This window comes from Histidinibacterium aquaticum (genome assembly GCF_008710275.1).
Lineage (GTDB): Bacteria > Pseudomonadota > Alphaproteobacteria > Rhodobacterales > Rhodobacteraceae > Oceanicola > Oceanicola aquaticus.
This window is the reverse complement of record NZ_VYQE01000007.1, coordinates 1-19,889: the sequence shown is the minus strand read 5'-3', so window position 1 is coordinate 19,889 and position 19,889 is coordinate 1. Positions and strand designations below refer to the sequence as shown.

Below are 19,889 nucleotides of genomic sequence, written 5' to 3'. Positions count from 1 at the left end.
GGAACCCCGCCCGACGCATCTCCGCTCCGGAGCTACCCCCGCCGCATGGCGCCCTTGAGCTCCGCCAGCCGCATCGCGCCAGTGACCTGCGCCGCGGCGAAGTAGACCACGATCCCCAGGCCGACGAGCCCGGCGAGGGCCGCGTAGCGCGAGCTGCCGCTCTCCAGAAGCGGCGCGCCGGCCCAGGCGGCGGCCCAGAGCACCGCGCCCATGAGCGCGGCGGAGAGCACGATTGGAGGCACCCGGCGGCGGAGCCGGGGGTCGATCGTCGCGGCCTCGCCCAGGCGCTTGCGGGCGCCGAGGGCCAGCAGCACGACGAGCGCCCAGCCGGCGAGCGTGGTGCCCCAGGCGGCGGCGGTGAAGCCGATGACCGGCGCGAGGCCGATGGCCACCACGGCGTTCACCACCATCGAGACCAGCGCGTAATAGAACGGCCGGCGGGTGTCTTCCCGCGCGAAGAAGAGCGGCTGCAGCGCCTTCTGCAGCACGAAGGCCGGCAGCCCCGCGCCGTAGATCGCGACCGCAAGGGCCGTGGCGGCGGTATCGGAGGCGTCGAAGGCGCCGCGCTGGAACAGGACGCCGACGATCGGGCCGGGGATCACGATCAGGGCGATGGCGGCGGGCACGGTCAGGGCCAGGGAGAACTCGCAGGCGCGGTTGAAGGCGTTCTGGCCGCCGATGGAGTCCTGCGCAGCGATCCGGCGTGAGAGATCGGGCAGCAGGACGATGCCCACCGCGATGCCCACCACGCCCAGCGGCAGCTGGTAGAGCCGGTCGGCATAGGCCAGCCAGGCGATGGCCCCGTCGAAGAAGCTCGCGACCTGCCGGCCCACGAGCAGGTTCACCTGCACCACGCCTCCCGCCAGGGCGGCCGGGGCGGCGATCCGGGCGAGCCGCTTCATCTCGGGCGTCAGGCGCGGGCGGCGCGGGATCACGGTGATACCCGCCCGCCGGGCCGCGACCCAGACGAGGGCGAGCTGCGCCACGCCTGCGACGAGGACGCCCCAGGAGAGGATGTAGCCCTCGGCAAGGCCGGCGGCCTCGAAGCCCTCGGGCCCCACGGACTCCGGCGCCCCGGTCGCGTACCAGAGCGCGCCCACGAGGATCACGTTGAGGATCACCGGCGCGGCGGCGGCGGCGGCGAAGCGGCCGAGCGCGTTGAGGACGCCCGAAAGCAGCGCGGCCATCGAGATCAGCAGGATGTAGGGGAAGACGATCCGCCCGAAGACCGTGGCGATCTCCAGCCGGTTGTCGGCGGCGAAGCCCCCCGCCATGGCAAGAACGAGGAAGGGCATGAAGACCAGCGCGACGACCGTCAGCCCGATCAGGATCGTCGCCAGCCCCGAGAGCGCATCGCGGGCGAAGCCCTCGGCGTCGCCGCCCGACTCCACCTTTTTCGAGAACATCGGCACGAAGGCCATGTTGAAGGCGCCCTCGGCGAAGAAGCGGCGGAACATGTTGGGCAGGGCGAAGGCCACGAAGAAGGCCTCGGCCACCGGGCCCGTGCCGAGGATCCCGGCGATCAGGATATCGCGGGCAAAGCCCAGCACGCGGCTGAGCAGGGTCCAGACCCCGACGGTCAGGAAGCCTGCGATGAGGCGGATCGGTTTCATGAGTGCATCCGGGCCCGCGGTTCTCCGTCCGCCCGGTTATCCGCTTCCCGGCCCGAGGGGAAGCGGCCTCGTGAGACGGGCGCGGAGGCGATCCCCCGCGCCCATCCCGGTGCCCGGATCTTACTCCTGCTCGGTCTGGGCGCCCGAACCGGGACGCGCCTTTCCGAGGTCCGGCTTCTGGCCGTAGGGCTTCATCTTCTCCTCGACGTGGTACTCGCTGCGGCCGTCGAGCGAGGGGCCGGAGGTCCAGCGGCCCTCGGGCGTCGGCTCGTCGAGCGAGGTGTTGAGGAAGTAGTAGCTGTCCTTCATCCGCTCGTGCTCTTCCGGCGTCGAGTTCGGGATCGGCAGGGCCTTTTCCCAGCCGCCGAGTTCCTCGATGACCGCCAGCCACTGCTGCTGGTGGTAGGTGTCCCGCGCGATGAGGAAAGAGAGCATGTCCTTCATGCCGGGGTCGTCGGTCATGTTGTAGAGCCGCGAGGCGAGCACCCGGCCGCCGCTCTCGGCGGTGGCGTTGGCCATCATGTCGGCGGCGAGGTTGCCGGTGGCGTAGACGTGGCTCATGTCGAAGGGCACGCCGTTCGAGTTCACCGGCATGGCCGAGAGCCCCGAGGACAGGATGTGGCGCGGGTTCATGCCGCCGAGGATGGCGTGCACGACCGGGTCCTTGGCCGCTTCCTCCTTGGCCTCGACCGGCGCACCTTCGAGGTTCAGCGCGACGGCATGGCCGAGGAACTCGATGTGGCTCAATTCCTCGGTGGCGGTCATCATGAGCATGTCGCGGTACTTCGCGTCGCCCCGGGCGCCCATGGCCTGGAAGAAGTACTGCATGGCGACGCGGATCTCTCCCTCGACCCCGCCGATGGCCTGCTGCAGGTATTTCGCGAAGGCCGGCTCCGGCTTGTCGACGCGGACTTCGTATTGAAGCTTCGAGGAATGGTGAAACATCAGGTACTCCATTGCTCTCGTCCCGGTGATCAAGCGGGAGCGATGGAGTCTGTTCCCGCGTGAATTCGCCGGGGGCGGATACCTGAACGTCAATCGACGCGGGCCCGCCGTCGCCCGAGAGCGTGCCCGGCCGATTAGCCTATCGGATTCCGTCGCTTCCGCCCTCCGGCGGACTCCCGCTCAGCCCTCCGCGCGCTGTGCGCCGCGGTCGATGGCCTCGCGCAACCTGCGCTCCAGCGTGCGCTGCCGCGCCTCGGCGTGGAATTTCAGCCCGAACATGTCCTTGACGTAGAAGCTGTCGACGACCTGCTCGCCGTATGTCGCGATGACGGCGCTGGCGATATAGACGTTCGAAGAGGCGAGCGTCCGCGTCAGGTCGTAGAGCAGGCCGGGACGGTCGCGGGTGTCCACCTCGATGATCGTGTAGATCTCGGAACCCTCGTTGTCGAAGGTGATCGAGGTCGGCACCGTGAAGGGCTTCTCGCGCTTCTTGAGCTTGTCGCGGTCGCGGAAGGCGTCGCGGGCCACGACCTCGCCCCGAAGCGTCTTGTCGATCATCGTGCGCAGGCGCGGCAGCTTCTCGGCCTCGTAGGGGCTTTCGTCCTGGTCCTGGATCCAGAAGGCCGCCGTGGCCCAGCCGTCCTTGGTGGTGAAGGTGCGGGCGTCCTTGATGTCGGCTCCCACCAGCGCCAGCGCCCCGCACATGCGGGAGAAGATGCCGGGGTGGTCCTGCATGACGAAGCAGACACGGGTCGCGTCGCGGTCCTCGTCGGGGGTGAGCTTCAGCGCGATCTCGTCGGGCTTCACCTCGCGCAGGAGTTCGGCGAAGTCGACGTGGGCGGTGACGTGCAGGCCCTGCCAGTAGGGCGCGTAGTGCCGCTGGGTCTCGGTGCGCAGCACCTTCTCTGGCCAGTCCGAGAGCGCCTCGCGCAGCTTGCGGCGCGCCTCGGTGCCGCGTTCCTCGCGGTTGATCGCCTCGAGCCCGTCTTCCAGCGCCCGCTTCGTCTGGCGGTAGAGCGCGCGCAGCAGCGCGGCCTTCCAGTTGTTCCAGACGTTGGGGCCGACGCCGCGGATGTCGCAGACCGTCAGCACCAGAAGCAGGTCGAGCCGCTCCTTGGTCTTCACCGCCTTGGCGAAGTCCTTGACGGTGCGCGGGTCGGCGATGTCGCGCTTCTGCGCCATGTCCGACATCAGCAGGTGGTAACGCACCAGCCACTCGACGGTCTCCGTCTCGCGCTTCTTGAGGCCGAGCCGGGGGCAGACGGTCCGGGCGATCCGCGCGCCGACGATTGAGTGGTCCTCGGGCCGGCCCTTGCCGATGTCGTGCAGCAGCATGGCGGCGAAGAGCACCTTGCGGTTCAGACCCTCGCGCAGGATCTGAGCCGCGACCGGCAGTTCCTCGTCGAGCTCGCCCCGCTCGATCTGCGCGAGGGAGGACACGACCTGGATGGTGTGCTCGTCCACCGTGTAGCTGTGATACATGTTGAACTGCATCATCGCGACGATGGGCTGGAACTCGGGGATGTAGGCCGCGAGCATGCCGAGTTCGTTCATCCGGCGCAGGGCGCGCTCGGGGTTGCCGTTCTTCAGCAGGGTGTCGAAGAAGATCCGCGCGGCCTCGGGGCTCGCGCGCATCTCCTCGTCCACCAGCCGCAGGTTCGCCGCGATCAGGCGCATGGCGTCGGGGTGGAGCAGTGTGCCCGTGCGCATCGCCTCGCGGAAGATCCGCAGGAGGTTGAGCTTGTCGCCGAGGAACTCGGCCTCGTCGCCGACGGTCAGCCGGTTCTGCTTGATGGCATAGGGCGGCTTCGCCTTCTTGCGCCGGGTCATCAGCCGAGTGAGCATCGGCTCGGGCTTGGTCTGGCTCTGCTCCAGCACGGTGAGGAAGATCCGGGTGAGGTCGCCGACCTGCGTCGCGCGGCGGAAGTAGTCCTGCATGAACCACTCGACCCCGCGCCGCCCGCCGCGGTCGCGGTAGCCCATGCGCTCGGCCACCTCGACCTGCATGTCGAAGGTCAGCTGGTCCACGGCGCGGTTGCCCAGCAGGTGCAGGTGGCAGCGCACGGCCCAGAGGAAATCCTCGGCGCGGATGAAGGTGTCGTATTCCTCGCGGCTGAACAGGCCGTGGTCGACCAGTTCGGCCGCGTCGCGGACGCCGTAGACGTACTTGCCGATCCAGAAGAGCGACTGCAGGTCCCGGAGGCCGCCCTTGCCCTCTTTCACGTTGGGCTCGACCATGTAGCGCTGGCCGCCCTGCTTGCGGTGCCGCTCGGCCCGTTCGGCGAGCTTCGCCTCGACGAAGGCGGGGGCGGAGGAGCGGAAAAGCTCGGTCCAGAGCCGCTCGCCCAGCTCTTCGGCCAGGGCGGCGTCGCCGGCGATGTGGCGGTACTCCACGAGGCTGGTGCGGATCGTGAAGTCCTGCTTCGCCAGGCGGATGCAGTCCTTCACCGTCCGGCTGGCGTGGCCGACCTTCAGCTTCAGGTCCCACAGGATGTAGAGCATCGTTTCGATGACGCTCTCGGCCCAGGGGGTGATCTTCCAGGGCGTGAGGAACAGCAGGTCGACGTCGGAATAGGCCGCCATCTCGCCCCGCCCGTAGCCGCCCACCGCGATCAACGAGAGCCGCTCGCCCTCCGTGGGGTTGTTCAGCGGATGCACCCGGGTGGTCGCGATCTCGAAGACCATGCCGACGATCTGGTCGGTGAGCCAGGCATAGGAGCGTTTGACCGGGCGCGAGTCGTGGGGCTTCGCGGCGAAGGCCCGCGCGATCTCGTCCATGCCGCGGGTGCGGGCCGCCGAGAGGCAGGCGACGAGATCCGGCTTGGCCTCGGAGGGCGTCTCCGCCCCGGAATAGATCGCCTCGACCTCCGCCGCGACGGCGGCACGGTCGAAAATGGCCTCGGCCGGAGACACGAGGTCATCCGGCCGCGGGGTCTTCACGTCTTCGGGGACGTCGGTCTCAGAAACCGGCGCGGCCGAAGGAGTTTGGAGCTGGGTCAACGACCGTCACCTGGTTGTTCTGGATCCGCGCCACGGCGAGCGCGCGTTCGTTGGTGCCGTCCGGCCGCAGGCGGAAGATGCCCGAGGTCCCGGTGAAGCCCGCCGATTGGGTCAGCGAGCTGGCCGTCAGCGCGTCGGAGTTGCCCTGGGCCACCAGCGCGCCGATGGCGGCGATGCCGTCGTAGGCGAGACCGGCCAGCGGGTGCGGCGCGTCTCCATAGCGCGCGGCGAAGCGGCTCTCGAAGCTCTGCATCGCGGCCTGGTTGGGGCGCGCGAAGTAGCCGCCCTGCAGCCCCGGCAGCGAGATCGCCTGCGAGAGCGCGTCCCAGCGGGTCAGGCCGAAGTAGGGCGTGGACGAGGTGTCGAGCCCCGCCTCGGGTAGGGCGGAGGCGATGATCGGCAGGTCGGCGTTCACGCCGCCGGTGAGGAAGACGGCCTCGGCGCCGCTCTGCTCGGCGGCGGCGGCGATGCGCGGCGCGGCCTCCATGATCGCCTGCTGCGAGGTCATGGGATAGCTCTCCATCCCGAGGACGGTGGCGCCGTTGCGCTGGGCCTCGCGGGCGATGGCGTCGCGGCCGGTCGTGCCCTGCGGGTCGTTGCCGTAGACCACGAGGTAGCGGTCGATCCCCTGGCTGTTGCCGAAGCGGACCAGGCGGCGGGCGGTGTTCTCGAAGGTCGGCCCGAGGATGAAGAGGTTGCCGCCCGCGACAGAGGTGGTGTTGGTGAAGGCCAGCACGTTGACGTTCTGCGCGACGACCGCCGAGCTCGCCGCAGCGGCGGCATCGGCCCGGAGCGGTCCGAGGATGATCTGAGCGCCGTCGGCCACGGCCTGCTGCGCGACCTGGGCCGCCTGGCCCGGCGAGGCGGCGGTGTTGTAGACGCGCAGGTCGATGTCGGCGCCCTGCAGATCGGAAATCGCGAGCCGGGCGGCGTTCTCGAGGTCACGGGCGATCTGGGCATCGCCGCCGATCGAGGAGCCGGCGGGCACCAGGAGCGCGACAGGGACGGGAGCGGAGGGATCGATTCGGGGGCCGGAGTCTCCGCCGAAGCCGGCGGTCGGTCCGTCGACCACGGTACAGGCTGAGAGCCAGACGGCAGCCAGGAAGGCGGCCAGTCGGGCGGCGGGGCGGCGGATCGTTCGGGCGTCCATGCGGGGGCTCCTTTGAGGTCGTCCGGTCTTGTGGCGGCGGGCGCGGGCTGGTTCTGTCGCCGGAGCGTCCCGGACCCGGGGTCTTGGGCATCATAGGTTTCGCAGCCGGAGTTTCTAGGCATGAATTCCGATCCCCGGCCGCTCTCCGCCGGCCTCTACCTCGTGGCGACGCCCATCGGGAACGCGCGGGACATCACCCTGCGCGCGCTCGACGTGCTGGCCGCAGCCGACACGCTCGCCGCAGAGGACACCCGCACCGCGCGGCGACTGATGGAGATCCACGGCGTTCCGCTCGGCGGGCGGCGCGTGCTGGCCTACCACGACCATAGTTCCGCGCCGGACCGGGCCCGGCTGGTCGAAGCGGCACGCACCGGGTCGCTCGCCTACGTCTCGGAGGCCGGGACGCCGCTGCTCGCCGACCCGGGCTTCCGGCTGGCGCGCGAGGTGCGCTCGGCGGGCGGGGCGGTGACCGCGGTGCCCGGCGCTTCGGCCCTGCTCGCGGCGCTCTCGGTCGGCGGGTTGCCGACCGACCGCTTCTTCTTCGCGGGCTTCCTGCCCTCCGCCCGCGCCGCCCGCCGCGCCGCCCTCGCCGAGCTCGCCCAGGTCCCCGCGACGCTGGTCCTTTACGAAAGCCCGAACCGGGTGACGGACCTCCTGGGAGACATCGCCGAGGGCCTCGGTCCCGACCGCCCGGTCTCGCTCTGCCGCGAGCTGACCAAGAAGTTCGAGGAGGTCGTCTCGGGCCCCGCCGGCGCGATCGACCCCGCCGGGCTGACCCTGAAGGGCGAGTTCGTGGTGCTCGTGGGCGCGGCGGAGAAGGGAGAGGGCCCCGGCGAGGAGGAGATCGACGCGGCGCTGCGACAGGCGATGGAGACGATGCGGGTCAAGGATGCCGCCACGGCCGTCGCCGGGGCGCTCGGCCTGCCGCGGCGGGAGGTCTACCAGAGGGCGCTGACCTTGAGGGAATCTTAAGACTCTCGTGCGAGACAGGTCGTCATCGGAGACGGAGCATCGCATGACCAGGACCAGCAGGATCAGTCGCGGGATGACCAACTACCATTCGGGCGCCCATGCCGAGGGCTCCGTCGCCCGTGACTACGACCGGCGCGGCAAGGCGCTCGTCGCCCGCCGATGGCGGGGCACCCTGGGAGAGATCGACCTGATCCTGCGCGACGGCGCCGGGCTTGTCTTCGTCGAGGTCAAGAAGAGCCGCGATCATGCCCGCGCCCTGGCGCGCGTCACCCGGCGCCAGACGGAGCGGATCATGGCGACCGCCCAGGAATTCCTCGGCACCCAACCCGAGGGCCAGCTTACCCCGGTGCGTTTCGACGTCGCCACCGTCGACGCCCGGGGGGAGGTCCGGGTCGTGGAAAACGCCTTCGCGGTGTGACCGCCATCCTGCAGGGGCGCACAGGTCCTCGGGCATGGACAGTCGAGCGCGGCTGCGCCATCTCTTGCGCCGAACCGCGCAACGGGGGAGCCCATGCCGCTCAAGGTCGCCATACAGATGGACCCGATCGGTGCGATCGATATCGCCGCCGACAGCACCTTTCGCATCGCCGAAGAGGCGCAGGCGCGGGGGCATTCTCTCTTCTACTACACGCCCGACCAGCTGGCCTACGTGAACGGCCGCGTCGTGGCGAATGGGGCCGACCTCACCGTGCGCCGGGTCAAGGGCGACCATTTCGAGGTCGGGGAGACGCGGACCGCGGATCTGTCCGAGTTCGACGTCGTCTGGCTGCGCCAGGACCCGCCCTTCGACATGTCCTACATCACCACCACGCACCTTCTGCAGCGCATCGCGGGCTCGACCTTGGTGGTCAACGACCCGTTCTGGGTGCGCAACTACCCCGAGAAGCTGCTGGTCCTCGACTTCCCCGACCTCACGCCGCCCACCGCAATCGCCCGCGACCTCGCCACGATCCGCGCCTTCCGGGAGGAACATGGCGACATCATCGTCAAGCCGCTCTACGGCAACGGCGGGGCCGGGGTCTTCAAGCTGGCGCCGGGCGACGGCAACCTCGCCTCGCTGCACGAGCTCTTCACGGGGATGAGCCGCGAGCCGCTGATCGTGCAGAAGTTTCTCCCCTCGGTGGAGAAGGGCGACAAGCGCGTGATCCTGGTCGACGGAGAGCCCGCGGGCGCGATCAACCGCGTGCCGCAGAAGGGCGAGACGCGCTCGAACATGCATGTGGGCGGGCGGGCCGAGAAGGTCGCGCTCACCGACCGGGACCGCGAGATCTGCGCCCGGATCGGGCCCCTGCTGCGAGAGAAGGGCCAGGTCTTCGTCGGTATCGACGTGATCGGCGAGTGGCTGACGGAGATCAACGTGACCTCTCCGACCGGCCTGCAGGAGCTGGAGCGGTTCGACGGCTCCAACGTGACCGGCATGATCTGGGAGGCGATCGAGCGGCGGCGGGGGCAGGCCGGCTGAGGGCAAGCGGCCGCTCCGACCCCAACGCGGGTAACGCGCGGTTATCATGGATATTCTCCCCCGCCCGCCGTCGGGTGCTGGCCTTGGGGCGACGTGGGCGCGTCGGAGTTGAGGGGTTGAACCCAGACAGAACCGCGCGCCGCCTCACTTCGCTCGTGCCTCCCCCGCCCCATAGACCCCGCCGGGCACCCGGGCTAAGACCGGGCGCGAATTCAGGCGAGGGGACCCATGTCCGCACACGGCACACCGATCCCGATGACGGCAACGAGGGGCGGACCGCTCCGGGGCGAGGCGCATGTGCCGGGCGACAAGTCGATTTCGCACCGGTCGCTGATCCTCGGCGCGCTCTCGGTGGGCGAGACCACGATCACCGGCCTGCTGGAGGGACAGGACGTCCTCGACACCGCGAAGGCCATGCGCGCCTTCGGCGCCGAGGTCACGCAGAACGGAGAGACCTGGCACGTCCACGGCGTCGGCACCGGCGGCTTCGGCGAGCCCGAGGACGTCATCGACTGCGGCAACTCCGGCACCGGTGTGCGGCTCATCATGGGCGCCATGGCCACCAGCCCGATCACGGCGACCTTCACCGGCGACGCGAGCCTGCGCGGGCGGCCCATGGGACGGGTGACCGATCCGCTCGCGCTTTTCGGCTGCCGCGCCGTGGGGCGCGAGGGCGGGCGCCTGCCGATGACGCTCGTCGGCGCGCGCGAGCCTGTGCCGGTGCGCTACGAGGTGCCCGTGCCCTCGGCGCAGGTGAAATCGGCCGTCCTGCTCGCCGGCCTCAACGCGCCGGGCGAGACCGTGGTGATCGAGCGCGAGGCGACGCGCGACCACACCGAGCGAATGCTCGCGGGCTTCGGTGCCGAGATCGCCTCGGACCAGACCAACGAAGGCCGGGTCATCACCCTGCGCGGCCAGCCGGAGCTGCGGCCGCAGCGCATCGCCGTGCCCCGCGACCCTTCCTCGGCCGCCTTCCCGGTCTGCGCCGCGCTGATCGCCGAGGGGTCGGACGTTCTGGTGCCGAACATCGGGCTCAACCCGACCCGCGCGGGGCTCTTCACCACGCTGCGCGAGATGGGCGCGGACCTCAGCTACGAGAACGAACGCGAGGAGGGCGGCGAGCCGGTCGCGGACCTTCGCGCGCGCTTCTCCGAAGGGCTCAAGGGGATCGAGGTGCCGCCCGAGCGCGCGGCCTCGATGATCGACGAATACCCCGTGCTCTCGGTCGTCGCGGCCTGCGCCGAGGGGACCACGGTGATGCGCGGCGTGAAGGAGCTGCGGGTCAAGGAGAGCGACCGGATCGACGCCATGGCGCAGGGGTTGCGCGCGGCGGGGGTCGACGTCGAGGAGGGCGATGACTGGTGGATCGTCCACGGACGCGGCCCGGGCGGCGTGCCCGGGGGCGTCACGGTGGAGAGCCGTCTCGACCACCGGATCGCCATGTCCTTCCTCGTGCTGGGCCTTGCCACGCGACAGCCCATGCGGGTCGACGACGCGGGGCCGATCGCCACCTCCTTCCCGGTCTTCGAGCCGTTGATGACGGGGCTGGGCGCCGGGATCGCGCGGGATGGCTGAGGGCTCCTGCCTCTGCGGCGCGGTGCGCTACCGGGTGACGGCGGCGCTCCGGCCTGTGATCGGCTGCCACTGCCGGCAGTGCCGCAAGACCTCGGGCCATTTCGTCGCCGCGACATCGGCCCCCCGCGAGAGCGTCGATATCTCGGGCGAGGTGCGCTGGTACCGCAGCTCGGAGACCGCGCGGCGCGGCTTCTGCCCGGTCTGCGGATCGAACCTCTTCTGGGACGGACCGGGGTCGCATCTGTCGATCCACGCGGGCACGCTCGACGGCGACGTGGGGATTCGGCTGACGGGCCATATCTTCTGCGCCGACAAGGGCGCCTACTACGAGATCGCCGACGGCCTGCCGCAGGCCGAGGGCGAAGACCCGGGGATGACGACGCAGGTGCTGGAATGAGCGAACGATTCACGGTCGCGATCGACGGGCCCGCTGCCTCGGGCAAGGGAACCATCAGCCGTGCGGTGGCCGCGCGGCTGGGCTTCGCGCACTTGGACACCGGCCTGCTCTACCGCGCCGTCGGGGCGCGGATGCTCGAGGGGCAGGAGCCGGTGGAGGCCGCGCGCAGCCTCGACCCGTCGGAGCTGGACGAGGAGCGGCTGCGGACCGGCCCGGTGGCGCAGGCGGCCTCGCAGGTGGCGGCGCTGCCCGAGGTGCGGCAGGCGCTGACGGATTTCCAGCGCGCCTTCGCTCGCAGGGCAGGGGGCGCGGTGCTGGACGGGCGCGACATCGGGACGGTGATCTGCCCCGAAGCCGAGGCCAAGCTCTTCGTCACCGCCTCGCCGGAGTGCCGGGCGGAGCGGCGCTACAAGGAGCTCTCGGCCAAGGGCTACGACGTCACCGAGGACTCCGTGCTTGAGGACGTGCGGGCCCGGGACGCGCGCGACAGCGAGCGGGCCGTGGCGCCGATGCGCCCAGCCGAGGATGCTGTGGAGATCGACACGACGACCCTGTCGATCGAGGAGGCCATCGAGACGGCGCTGGCCGTCATCGAGGCGCGCCGCCCCGCCGTCCGAGGCGACGGCGCGGCGCAGTGAAATGGCAGGAGAGGCGGCGCCGCCAATGGGCGGTCCGGAACACCTGTCGGAGGACTTATGCTCCCCCGTTGCGCAAGGATGGCTCGGCCCCCGGTCTGAGGGTCCGGACCTGTCTGCTGGATCCGCGGAGGACCCTAGGCCCAACGGGTTAACGTCCCCTTGCGCCGCCGCGCGGCGGGGTTGCCAATCGCCGGGGCCTCGTCTATAGGGGCCCCCGTCGAAGCGGCGGGACTGTCGCGAGCGGAGTTGAGGCAGGGTCGGTCACAGCCGGCCCTCTTTTGTATCCGGCCCTTCGGCCAACCCACCGTCAAGACCGGCGGAGACAACCGCCCGGCCCGAATAGAAAACGCAAAGGAAATCCAAAGCCACATGGCTCAGAACGCATCCATGGAGGACTTCGAGGCCCTCCTTAACGAAAGCCTCGAAATGGACACGCCGACCGAGGGGTCGGTGGTCAAGGGCAAGGTCATCGCCGTCGAGGCGGGCCAGGCCATCATCGACGTCGGCTACAAGATGGAAGGCCGCGTCGATCTCAAGGAATTCGCGAATCCCGGCGAGACGCCCGACCTGGACGTCGGCGACGAGGTCGAAGTGTACCTCCGCAACGTCGAGAACGCCCGCGGCGAAGCCGTCATCTCGCGCGAGATGGCCCGCCGTGAAGAAGCCTGGGACCGCCTGGAGAAGGCCTACGCCGACGAGGAGCGCGTCGAGGGCGCGATCTTCGGCCGCGTGAAGGGTGGCTTCACCGTCGATCTCGGCGGCGCCGTGGCCTTCCTGCCCGGCTCCCAGGTCGACGTGCGCCCGGTCCGGGATGCCGGCCCGCTCATGGGTCTCAAGCAGCCCTTCCAGATCCTCAAGATGGACCGCCGCCGGGGCAACATCGTCGTTTCCCGCCGCGCCATCCTGGAAGAGAGCCGTGCCGAGCAGCGCGCCGAGGTCATCGCCAACCTGCATGAAGGTCAGGCGGTCGACGGCGTGGTCAAGAACATCACCGAGTACGGCGCCTTCGTCGATCTCGGCGGCGTCGACGGCCTGCTGCACGTCACCGACATGGCCTGGCGCCGTGTGAACCACCCCTCCGAGATCCTGTCGATCGGCGAGACCGTGAAGGTCCAGGTCATCAAGATCAACAAGGAGACCCACCGGATCAGCCTCGGCATGAAGCAGCTGCAGGAAGATCCCTGGGATACCGTGGTCGCCAAGTACCCGCTGGGCTCGGTCCACCAGGGCCGCGTGACGAACATCACCGACTACGGTGCATTCGTCGAACTCGAGGCCGGTGTCGAGGGCCTGGTCCACGTCTCCGAGATGAGCTGGACCAAGAAGAACGTCCATCCCGGCAAGATCGTCTCCACCTCCCAGGAGGTCGAGGTCATGGTGCTGGAGATCGACGAAGCCAAGCGTCGCGTGTCGCTCGGCCTCAAGCAGACCCAGCGCAACCCGTGGGAAGTCTTTGCCGAGACGCACCCCGAGGGGACCGAGGTCGAGGGCGAGGTCAAGAACATCACCGAGTTCGGCCTCTTCGTCGGCCTGCCCGGCGATATCGACGGCATGGTCCACCTCTCGGATCTCACCTGGGAAGGCCGGGGCGAGGACGTCATCGGCGACTATCGCAAGGGTGACGTTGTCCGCGCCAAGGTGCTCGAGGTCGACACCGAGAAGGAGCGCATCTCGCTCTCCATCAAGGCGCTCGAGGACGACCCATTCGCGGAGGCCGTCGGCGGCGTGAAGCGCGGCTCGATCATCACCGTCGAGGTGACCAAGATCGAGGACGGCGGCATCGAGGTGGAATACGAGGGCATGAAGTCCTTCATCCGCCGCTCCGACCTGTCGCGCGACCGGGCCGAGCAGCGCCCCGAGCGCTTCGGCGTCGGCGACAAGGTGGACGTCCGCGTGACCAACATCGACAGCAAGACCCGCCGTCTGGGCCTGTCGATCAAGGCGCGCGAGATCGCCGAAGAGAAGGAAGCGGTGCAGCAGTACGGCTCCTCCGACTCCGGCGCCTCGCTGGGCGACATCCTCGGCGCCGCGCTCAACCGCGACGACGACGACAACTGATAGAGGTTCCTCTCCGGAGGACCGGACCCCGCGGCCGAAAGGCCGCGGGGTTTTTCATTTGGGTCCTTGAGGGGCCGCGAATCATCGTCCGATGCTGCGGCGCGGCGGATCGCGGAATCCTCTCGCTCGCGTGATCCGGGATGCCGAGGAACTGGGCGCAACCCGGAAATGCCCGGAAAAACACACCAATTTCGTCGCAAGCCGTATTTCTCCGAAAGCAGACCCGCCCTATAGTCGGGACCAAATTCGGCTGACGTTCAGGTCATGGACCGTGTGGTGCCGAGACAAGGGGGTAGATGGATGATCCGGTCCGAACTGATCCAGAAGATCGCTGACGAAAACCCTCACCTCTACCAACGCGACGTCGAGCGGATCGTGAACACCATCTTCGAGGAAATCACCGGCGCGATGTCGCAGGGCCACCGGGTGGAGCTGCGCGGCTTCGGCGCCTTCTCGGTCAAGAAGCGCGACGCGCGGACCGGCCGCAATCCCCGCACCGGCGAGAGCGTTCATGTGGAAGAGAAGCATGTGCCGTTCTTCAAGACCGGCAAGCTCTTGCGGGACCGGCTGAACGGGAAGTAGAACCTACGCCATGCGCTATATCCGCTACGCCTTCTGGGCGCTCGTCGCCCTCATCCTGATCGTGGTCTGTTTCGCCAACCGCGGAACCGTCGAACTGCGCCTTCTGCCCGATGCGCTCGCCGATGCCGTGCCGGGGCTCAGCTGGCTCGGGACGGCCGTCTCGGTTCCGCTCTTCGTGGCGCTGATGATCGGCGTGGCGGTGGGCCTCGTGATCGGGCTGATCTGGGAATGGATCCGCGAGCATCCGCAGCGGGTCGAGGCCCGGCGCCACATCCGGCACGAACGTGAGCTCGAGGCCGAGGTGAATCGCCTCAAGGCGGAGAAGCACGAGGGCAAGGACGAGGTCCTTGCGCTTCTCGACCAGACCGGCTGAGCCCATGCCCCCCGACGTCAGGGTGAAGATCTGCGGGTTGAGCGACCCGCAGACAGTCGAGGCCGCCGCCGGTGCGGGCGCGTCCTACGTGGGCTTCGTCTTCTTCGAGCGATCCCCACGCAACCTGAGCGTCGAGGCTGCGCGCGAGGCCGCGGTCGCCGCGCCGCTCGGGGTTGCGAAGGTGGCGCTCACGGTGGACCCCACTGACGAGCAGCTGGACGAGATCCTCGACCGCGTGCCGCTCGACATGCTCCAGCTCCACGGTCGCGAGACTCCGGAGAGGGTGGCGGAGGTGCGCGCGCGCTTCGGCCTGCCGGTGATGAAGGCCGTCGGGATCGCCGGGCGCGAGGACGTGGAGAAGCTCGATGCCTACGGCGCGGTCGCGGACCAGCTGCTGGTCGACGCCAAACCCGCCCCGGGAGGGCCGCTGCCCGGCGGCAACGGTGTGGCCTTCGACTGGCGCCTGGTCGCCAACCGGCGCTGGCCGGTGCCCTGGATGCTGGCCGGCGGGCTCGATGCCGGGAACGTGGCGCAGGCGCTGGACCTCACTGGCGCGCGGCAGGTCGACGTCTCCTCCGGTGTGGAATCCGCGCCCGGCGTAAAGGATCCGGAGCGCATCGCCGCCTTCATCCGGGCGGCCCGCGGCCCGGCCATCCCGAGCCTGCGCTAGCAAGACCTCCGAGAACGCGCCCGGGGCCGAAGCCCCGGACGTGGCCCGCGTCAGGCGGGCTCTTCGCAGCTGAAGCTTTCCGCCGCGCTTACGTCGCCCTCGCCGTAGACCGCGATCTGCGGCCAGGGGCAGAGGATGCGCTCCGCGCCGCGCAGGGCCTCGGGCGCTTCCTCGTTGTCCGAGCGCACCGTGGCCGTCACCTCCTCCGGCGCTTCGCCCTCCTCGACCCAGTCGATGAGCGCGCCCAGCATGTCGAAGCGGTCGGGCGCCGCGCCGCCGCTGCCATGGGGCAGGCCGGGCACGGCGTATAGCCGCACGGTCCCTTCCGTCCCGCCGGTGTTCTCCTGCAAGGCCTCGTACCAGTCGAGTGTGTCGAAGAAGGAGAAGACCGGGTCGGAGACGCCGTGGAAGACGATCAGCTTGCCATCGGCCTCCCGGAACTCGGCCAGCGTCGGGTCGTCGGCATCGGGCGGGGTCATCACCTCCATCGGGCTTTCGGGGAAGGCCTCGGTGGTCGCATCGATCTTCGGCGCGTCCTCGTCGAAGTCGAAACCGGTGAGGAAGTCCTGCAGCGCCTCGGGCGTGCCCTCGACGGAGGTCGGGGGCGTGGTGAAGACCTCGGCCAGCGACCCCGCGCCCATCACCGCGATGAGCGGCTGGCCGCCCCAGGGCGGAATGCCGCTCTCGAGCTTCCAGAACCGCCAGTCGTTGCTGGAGATGCCGGTGTCCCAGGGCCAGTCGCTGTAGAGCTGCTCGCCCGCGCTGTTGCGGGGACCGCCGTGGATGCGGGTGAGCGCGTCGACCTTTTCCTGCGGCAGGCAGTCGGCCCCGTCGCCCTCGGTGCAGGCGAGGCTCTGCGGGTCGAAGGCCTCCTGACACTGCATCGTGGCATAGACGAGGCCGTCCTCCAGCCCGTCGAGCCCGTCGCAGGCCTGCGAGACGGCCGCGGAGACGAGAGCGAGTTCGTCGCGGGAGAAGGCCTCGGGCAGGGTGTCCGCCACCGAGAGGAAGCTCTGCACGTCCCAGGGATGCTGGAGCGCGGCGCGGGGCAGGTTGAAGCCCGGGTAGCCGGCGAGCAGACCGTCGAAAGCCTCCGGCATCCGTTCGGCGGCGATCATCGCGTGACGACCCCCGTTGGAGCCGCCCATGCCGTAGATGTAATCGGGAGCCCGTCCGTACTGCGCCTCCGTCAGGGCGAGGGCCACCGGGTGCAGCGTGGCGACGGCATCGTAGCCATAGTCGCGCCGAGCCTCGAAGTCCTGGCCGAAGCGGGTGCCACCGGCGAGCCCCGCATCGGGGTTCGCGGAGCCGTCGTGGCCGGCGTTCGAGGAGACGACGGCGAAGCCGCGCGCGAGCGCCCCCTGGTCGGGGCCGAGCTGGGACATCTGTCCCAGCGCCGGAACGACCGAGCCGTCGGCGCCGCCGTTGAACTGGTGCATGAAGCGGCCCGACCAGTCCTCCGGCAGGCGCAGCTCAAAGCCGATGGCATAGGTCTTTCCGTCGGTGCCGGTGCGTTCGTCCATCGTGCCGCGGACGAGGCAATGCGCGACGGGCGCCTCTTCTCCGGCGGGCATCTCCGTCGTCTCGGTGAGCGTCACGCCCTCGGGGGCGGCCTCGCTCAAGTCGGCGCATTGGGCCAGCGCCCAGCCCGGGGCGAGAAGGGCGAGCGGCAGGGCCGCCGCGAGTCGGATGTGGTGCATGGTTCGATCCTCCCTTGTCCGAAAATTGTTTCCTAGTAGACGAGTCGTGTCAAAGCCTGCGTGCGGGTAGGGCCGGATTAACCGTCCTGTGGGAGGACGGGGCATGAGCTCCCTGCCCGAACACCTCACCCCGGAGCGTGGGCTGGCCCAGGTCTTCGCTTCGCGCGAGGCGCAACGCGGTGGTGTGGTCAAGCGGCAGGTCCGGGAGCACCAAACCGCTTCGGACAAGGCGCTTCGAAGCGCCTTTGGAGAAATCCGGGCGTTCGGCGCCCCCGCGACGGCCTGTGCGCTTGAGGCGGAGGGCGGCCTTCGCTAGAGCTTCATGGTCCAGGCGGGAGGCGATCATGGCCGAAGATCTCATCAACAGCTTCATGACCGGGCCCGACGAGAGCGGGCGGTTCGGCGATTTCGGGGGGCGCTTCGTGTCCGAGACGCTGATGCCGCTCATCCTCGAGCTCGAGGCCTGCTACGAGCATGCCAAGACCGACCAGAGTTTCTGGGACGAGATGCACCATCTCTGGACCCACTACGTCGGCCGGCCCTCGCCGCTCTATTTCGCCGAACGGCTGACCGAGCGGCTGGGCGGCGCCAAGGTCTACCTCAAGCGCGACGAGCTGAACCACACCGGCGCGCACAAGATCAACAACGTGCTGGGCCAGATCCTGCTGGCCCGCCGCATGGGCAAGACCCGGATCATCGCCGAGACCGGCGCGGGTCAGCATGGCGTCGCCACCGCGACGGTCTGCGCCAAGTTCGGCCTGAAATGCGTCGTCTACATGGGCGCGCACGACGTCGAGCGGCAGAAGCCCAACGTCTTCCGAATGAAGCTGCTGGGCGCCGAGGTGGTGCCGGTGACCTCGGGCCGCGGCACCCTCAAGGACGCGATGAACGACGCGCTGCGCGACTGGGTGACCAATGTCCGCGACACCTTCTACTGCATCGGCACCGTTGCCGGCCCGCATCCGTACCCGGCCATGGTCCGCGACTTCCAGTCGATCATCGGCAAGGAGGTGCGTGAGCAGATGATGGAGGCCGAGGGACGGCTGCCCGACACGCTTGTCGCTGCCATCGGCGGGGGCTCCAATGCCATGGGCCTGTTCTACCCCTTCCTCGACGACAAGGAGGTCCGCATCATCGGCGTCGAGGCGGGCGGCAAGGGCGTCACGGAGAAGATGGAGCACTGCGCCTCGCTGACGGGCGGCCGCCCGGGCGTGCTGCACGGCAACCGGACCTACCTGCTGCAGGACGACGACGGGCAGATCCTCGAAGGGTTCTCGATCTCCGCAGGGCTCGACTACCCCGGCATCGGCCCGGAGCACGCCTGGCTGCACGATACTGGTCGCGCGGAATACGTGGCGATCACCGATGCCCAGGCGCTCGAGGCCTTCCAGCTCTCCTGCGAGACCGAGGGCATCATCCCCGCGCTCGAGCCCAGCCATGCGCTGGCTCACGTCACGCAGATCGCGCCGGAGCTGCCGCGTGACCACATCATCTGCATGAACATGTGCGGCCGGGGGGACAAGGACATCTACACGGTGGCCAAGGCTCTCGGCTGGGACATGGGCGGGGCCTGATCGGCATAAACCCAGGTTTATGGGCATGCGGCGCAGGCTTATCCGGCCCCGGATAAGCCTGCGGCCGATGGTGCCGACCGCCGGACACGGGGTCAACTCGGCTCACCAGCCAACCCCAGTCCCGGAGGATACCATGATCAAGCCCATCTTCGCCGGCGGCCTCGCCGCCCTCGCGCTCGCCGGCCCGGCGGCCGCGCAATCGGTCGCGGACCAGGTCGTCAGCCAGCTCTCGGCGCGCGGCTTCGACCATATCGAGGTCAAGACCGGCCCCACGCAGACCAAGATCGAGGCCATTCGCGACGGCCGTGAGCTCGAGCTCGTCTATGACAGCCGCACCGGCGAGCTCCTCAAGCGCGAGGAGGGCCGCGCCGATCCGGAAGACGCCAACCGCCGCGGAATCGAGGTCAGCCGCGAGCGTCGCGATTTCGTCGCGGCCCGCAACAACGACGATGACGATCCGGGCCTCGGCGGCAACGGCCGCCGCTTCGAAGACGACGATGACGATGACGACGATGGCCGCGGGCGCGGACGTGGCCGCGGCGCGGATGACGACGACGATGACGACGACGACGATCGCCGGGGCCGTGGCCGTGGTGCCGACGATGACGATGACGATGACGACGACGATGATCGCCGTGGCCGTGGCCGTGGCGCCGACGATGACGATGACGACGACGATGATCGCCGTGGCCGTGATCGCGACGACGACGATGATGACGACGACGACGATGATGATGACGATGATGACGACGACGATTGATCCGATTGTCGCCGGGCGCCTTTCCGGTCAAACTTGAATCCGGATGCCTCGCCGGCTGCGCCGGCGGGGCATCCTGCACGGAGAGATTATGACGCGCCTCGCGCTTGTCCTTTACCTGGTCCTTGCCGCCACTGCCGCTGGCGCCCAGACGGTGCAGGACCAGATCGTTTCGCAGCTTCGCGCCCAGGGCTTCACCTCGATCGAGGCGAGCCGGACCCTGCTCGGGCGCGTCATTCTGCACGCGCAGAGCCCCAGCTATGACCGGGAGCTCGTGTTCAACCCGACGACGGGCGAGATCCTGCGGGACCTCACCACCATCAGGCGCGGCGACGACAGCCGCCCGCGGGTGCTGAACCCCCGCAGCGACGATGACGACGACGATCGCCGCGGGTCGGCGGCCAGCTCGAACTCGGGCAATGG

At 69.5% G+C, this 19,889-nt stretch carries 19 protein-coding genes; 14 read left to right on the top strand and 5 right to left on the bottom strand.

The features are described from left to right. Window positions 1-32: 32 nt before the first annotated feature. The 4 genes from murJ to F3S47_RS17960 form a co-directional block, all read right to left on the bottom strand. Window positions 33-1,613: a murein biosynthesis integral membrane protein MurJ gene (gene murJ, locus F3S47_RS17975; protein WP_150446700.1), complete on the bottom strand. Its 1,581-nt coding sequence runs from the start codon at window positions 1,611-1,613 to the stop codon at window positions 33-35. Window positions 1,614-1,733: 120 nt separating this feature from the next. Further along, window positions 1,734-2,558 carry a manganese catalase family protein gene (locus tag F3S47_RS17970; protein WP_150446699.1) on the bottom strand — a complete coding sequence of 275 codons (825 nt, stop codon included), beginning with the start codon at window positions 2,556-2,558 and terminating at the stop codon, window positions 1,734-1,736. A gap of 180 nt (window positions 2,559-2,738) precedes the next feature. After that, window positions 2,739-5,558, bottom strand: a complete 2,820-nt coding sequence (locus F3S47_RS17965; protein WP_191090240.1) for a [protein-PII] uridylyltransferase — start codon at window positions 5,556-5,558, stop codon at window positions 2,739-2,741. Next, window positions 5,518-6,708 carry a penicillin-binding protein activator gene (locus F3S47_RS17960; protein WP_150446698.1) on the bottom strand — a complete coding sequence of 397 codons (1,191 nt, stop codon included), beginning with the start codon at window positions 6,706-6,708 and terminating at the stop codon, window positions 5,518-5,520. The genes F3S47_RS17965 and F3S47_RS17960 overlap by 41 nt, the downstream gene beginning before the upstream one ends. A gap of 120 nt (window positions 6,709-6,828) precedes the next feature. On the opposite strand from F3S47_RS17960, the gene rsmI reads away from it, so the two are divergent. The 10 genes from rsmI to F3S47_RS17910 all read left to right on the top strand — a co-directional run bounded on the left by rsmI (window position 6,829) and on the right by F3S47_RS17910 (window position 15,435). Beyond that, window positions 6,829-7,680, top strand: a complete 852-nt coding sequence (gene rsmI / locus F3S47_RS17955) for a 16S rRNA (cytidine(1402)-2'-O)-methyltransferase (RefSeq protein WP_150446697.1) — start codon at window positions 6,829-6,831, stop codon at window positions 7,678-7,680. Window positions 7,681-7,723: 43 nt separating this feature from the next. Next, a complete protein-coding gene (locus tag F3S47_RS17950) occupies window positions 7,724-8,098 on the top strand; it encodes a YraN family protein (RefSeq protein WP_150446696.1) in 375 nt (124 codons plus the stop codon). A gap of 93 nt (window positions 8,099-8,191) precedes the next feature. Further along, window positions 8,192-9,142: a glutathione synthase gene (gene gshB, locus F3S47_RS17945; protein WP_150446695.1), complete on the top strand. Its 951-nt coding sequence runs from the start codon at window positions 8,192-8,194 to the stop codon at window positions 9,140-9,142. A 228-nt stretch (window positions 9,143-9,370) separates the two neighbouring features. After that, window positions 9,371-10,717 carry a 3-phosphoshikimate 1-carboxyvinyltransferase gene (aroA, locus tag F3S47_RS17940; protein WP_150446694.1) on the top strand — a complete coding sequence of 449 codons (1,347 nt, stop codon included), beginning with the start codon at window positions 9,371-9,373 and terminating at the stop codon, window positions 10,715-10,717. Further along, window positions 10,710-11,114 carry a GFA family protein gene (locus tag F3S47_RS17935; protein ID WP_150446693.1) on the top strand — a complete coding sequence of 135 codons (405 nt, stop codon included), beginning with the start codon at window positions 10,710-10,712 and terminating at the stop codon, window positions 11,112-11,114. Before aroA ends, F3S47_RS17935 begins: the two co-directional genes overlap by 8 nt. Next, on the top strand, window positions 11,111-11,752 hold the full coding sequence (gene cmk / locus F3S47_RS17930; protein ID WP_150446692.1) for a (d)CMP kinase: 642 nt from the start codon (window positions 11,111-11,113) through the stop codon (window positions 11,750-11,752). Before F3S47_RS17935 ends, cmk begins: the two co-directional genes overlap by 4 nt. A gap of 357 nt (window positions 11,753-12,109) precedes the next feature. Then, a complete protein-coding gene (gene rpsA / locus F3S47_RS17925; protein WP_263406009.1) occupies window positions 12,110-13,810 on the top strand; it encodes a 30S ribosomal protein S1 in 1,701 nt (566 codons plus the stop codon). A gap of 300 nt (window positions 13,811-14,110) precedes the next feature. Then, a complete protein-coding gene (gene ihfB / locus F3S47_RS17920) occupies window positions 14,111-14,392 on the top strand; it encodes an integration host factor subunit beta (protein ID WP_150446690.1) in 282 nt (93 codons plus the stop codon). Between the two features lie 10 nt (window positions 14,393-14,402). After that, window positions 14,403-14,765 carry a LapA family protein gene (locus F3S47_RS17915; protein WP_150446689.1) on the top strand — a complete coding sequence of 121 codons (363 nt, stop codon included), beginning with the start codon at window positions 14,403-14,405 and terminating at the stop codon, window positions 14,763-14,765. A gap of 4 nt (window positions 14,766-14,769) precedes the next feature. Next, window positions 14,770-15,435 (top strand): phosphoribosylanthranilate isomerase, encoded by a 666-nt coding sequence (locus tag F3S47_RS17910; RefSeq protein WP_150446688.1) that lies wholly within the window; start codon window positions 14,770-14,772, stop codon window positions 15,433-15,435. A 50-nt stretch (window positions 15,436-15,485) separates the two neighbouring features. On the opposite strand, the gene F3S47_RS17905 is transcribed toward F3S47_RS17910, so the two are convergent. Continuing rightward, window positions 15,486-17,135 (bottom strand): tannase/feruloyl esterase family alpha/beta hydrolase, encoded by a 1,650-nt coding sequence (locus F3S47_RS17905; RefSeq protein ID WP_150446687.1) that lies wholly within the window; start codon window positions 17,133-17,135, stop codon window positions 15,486-15,488. A gap of 103 nt (window positions 17,136-17,238) precedes the next feature. Between F3S47_RS17905 and F3S47_RS19485 the strand changes: the two genes are divergently transcribed. The 4 genes from F3S47_RS19485 to F3S47_RS17885 form a co-directional block, all read left to right on the top strand. After that, a complete protein-coding gene (locus tag F3S47_RS19485; RefSeq protein ID WP_191090239.1) occupies window positions 17,239-17,451 on the top strand; it encodes an N-(5'-phosphoribosyl)anthranilate isomerase in 213 nt (70 codons plus the stop codon). A 28-nt stretch (window positions 17,452-17,479) separates the two neighbouring features. Next, window positions 17,480-18,709, top strand: coding sequence for a tryptophan synthase subunit beta (trpB, locus tag F3S47_RS17895; protein WP_150446686.1), 1,230 nt, complete (start codon window positions 17,480-17,482; stop codon window positions 18,707-18,709). Between the two features lie 133 nt (window positions 18,710-18,842). Beyond that, window positions 18,843-19,469, top strand: coding sequence for a PepSY domain-containing protein (locus F3S47_RS17890; protein ID WP_150446685.1), 627 nt, complete (start codon window positions 18,843-18,845; stop codon window positions 19,467-19,469). Window positions 19,470-19,557: 88 nt separating this feature from the next. After that, window positions 19,558-19,889, top strand: a 332-nt coding sequence (locus tag F3S47_RS17885) for a hypothetical protein (RefSeq protein ID WP_150446684.1), incomplete at its 3' end; no start/stop codon positions are given.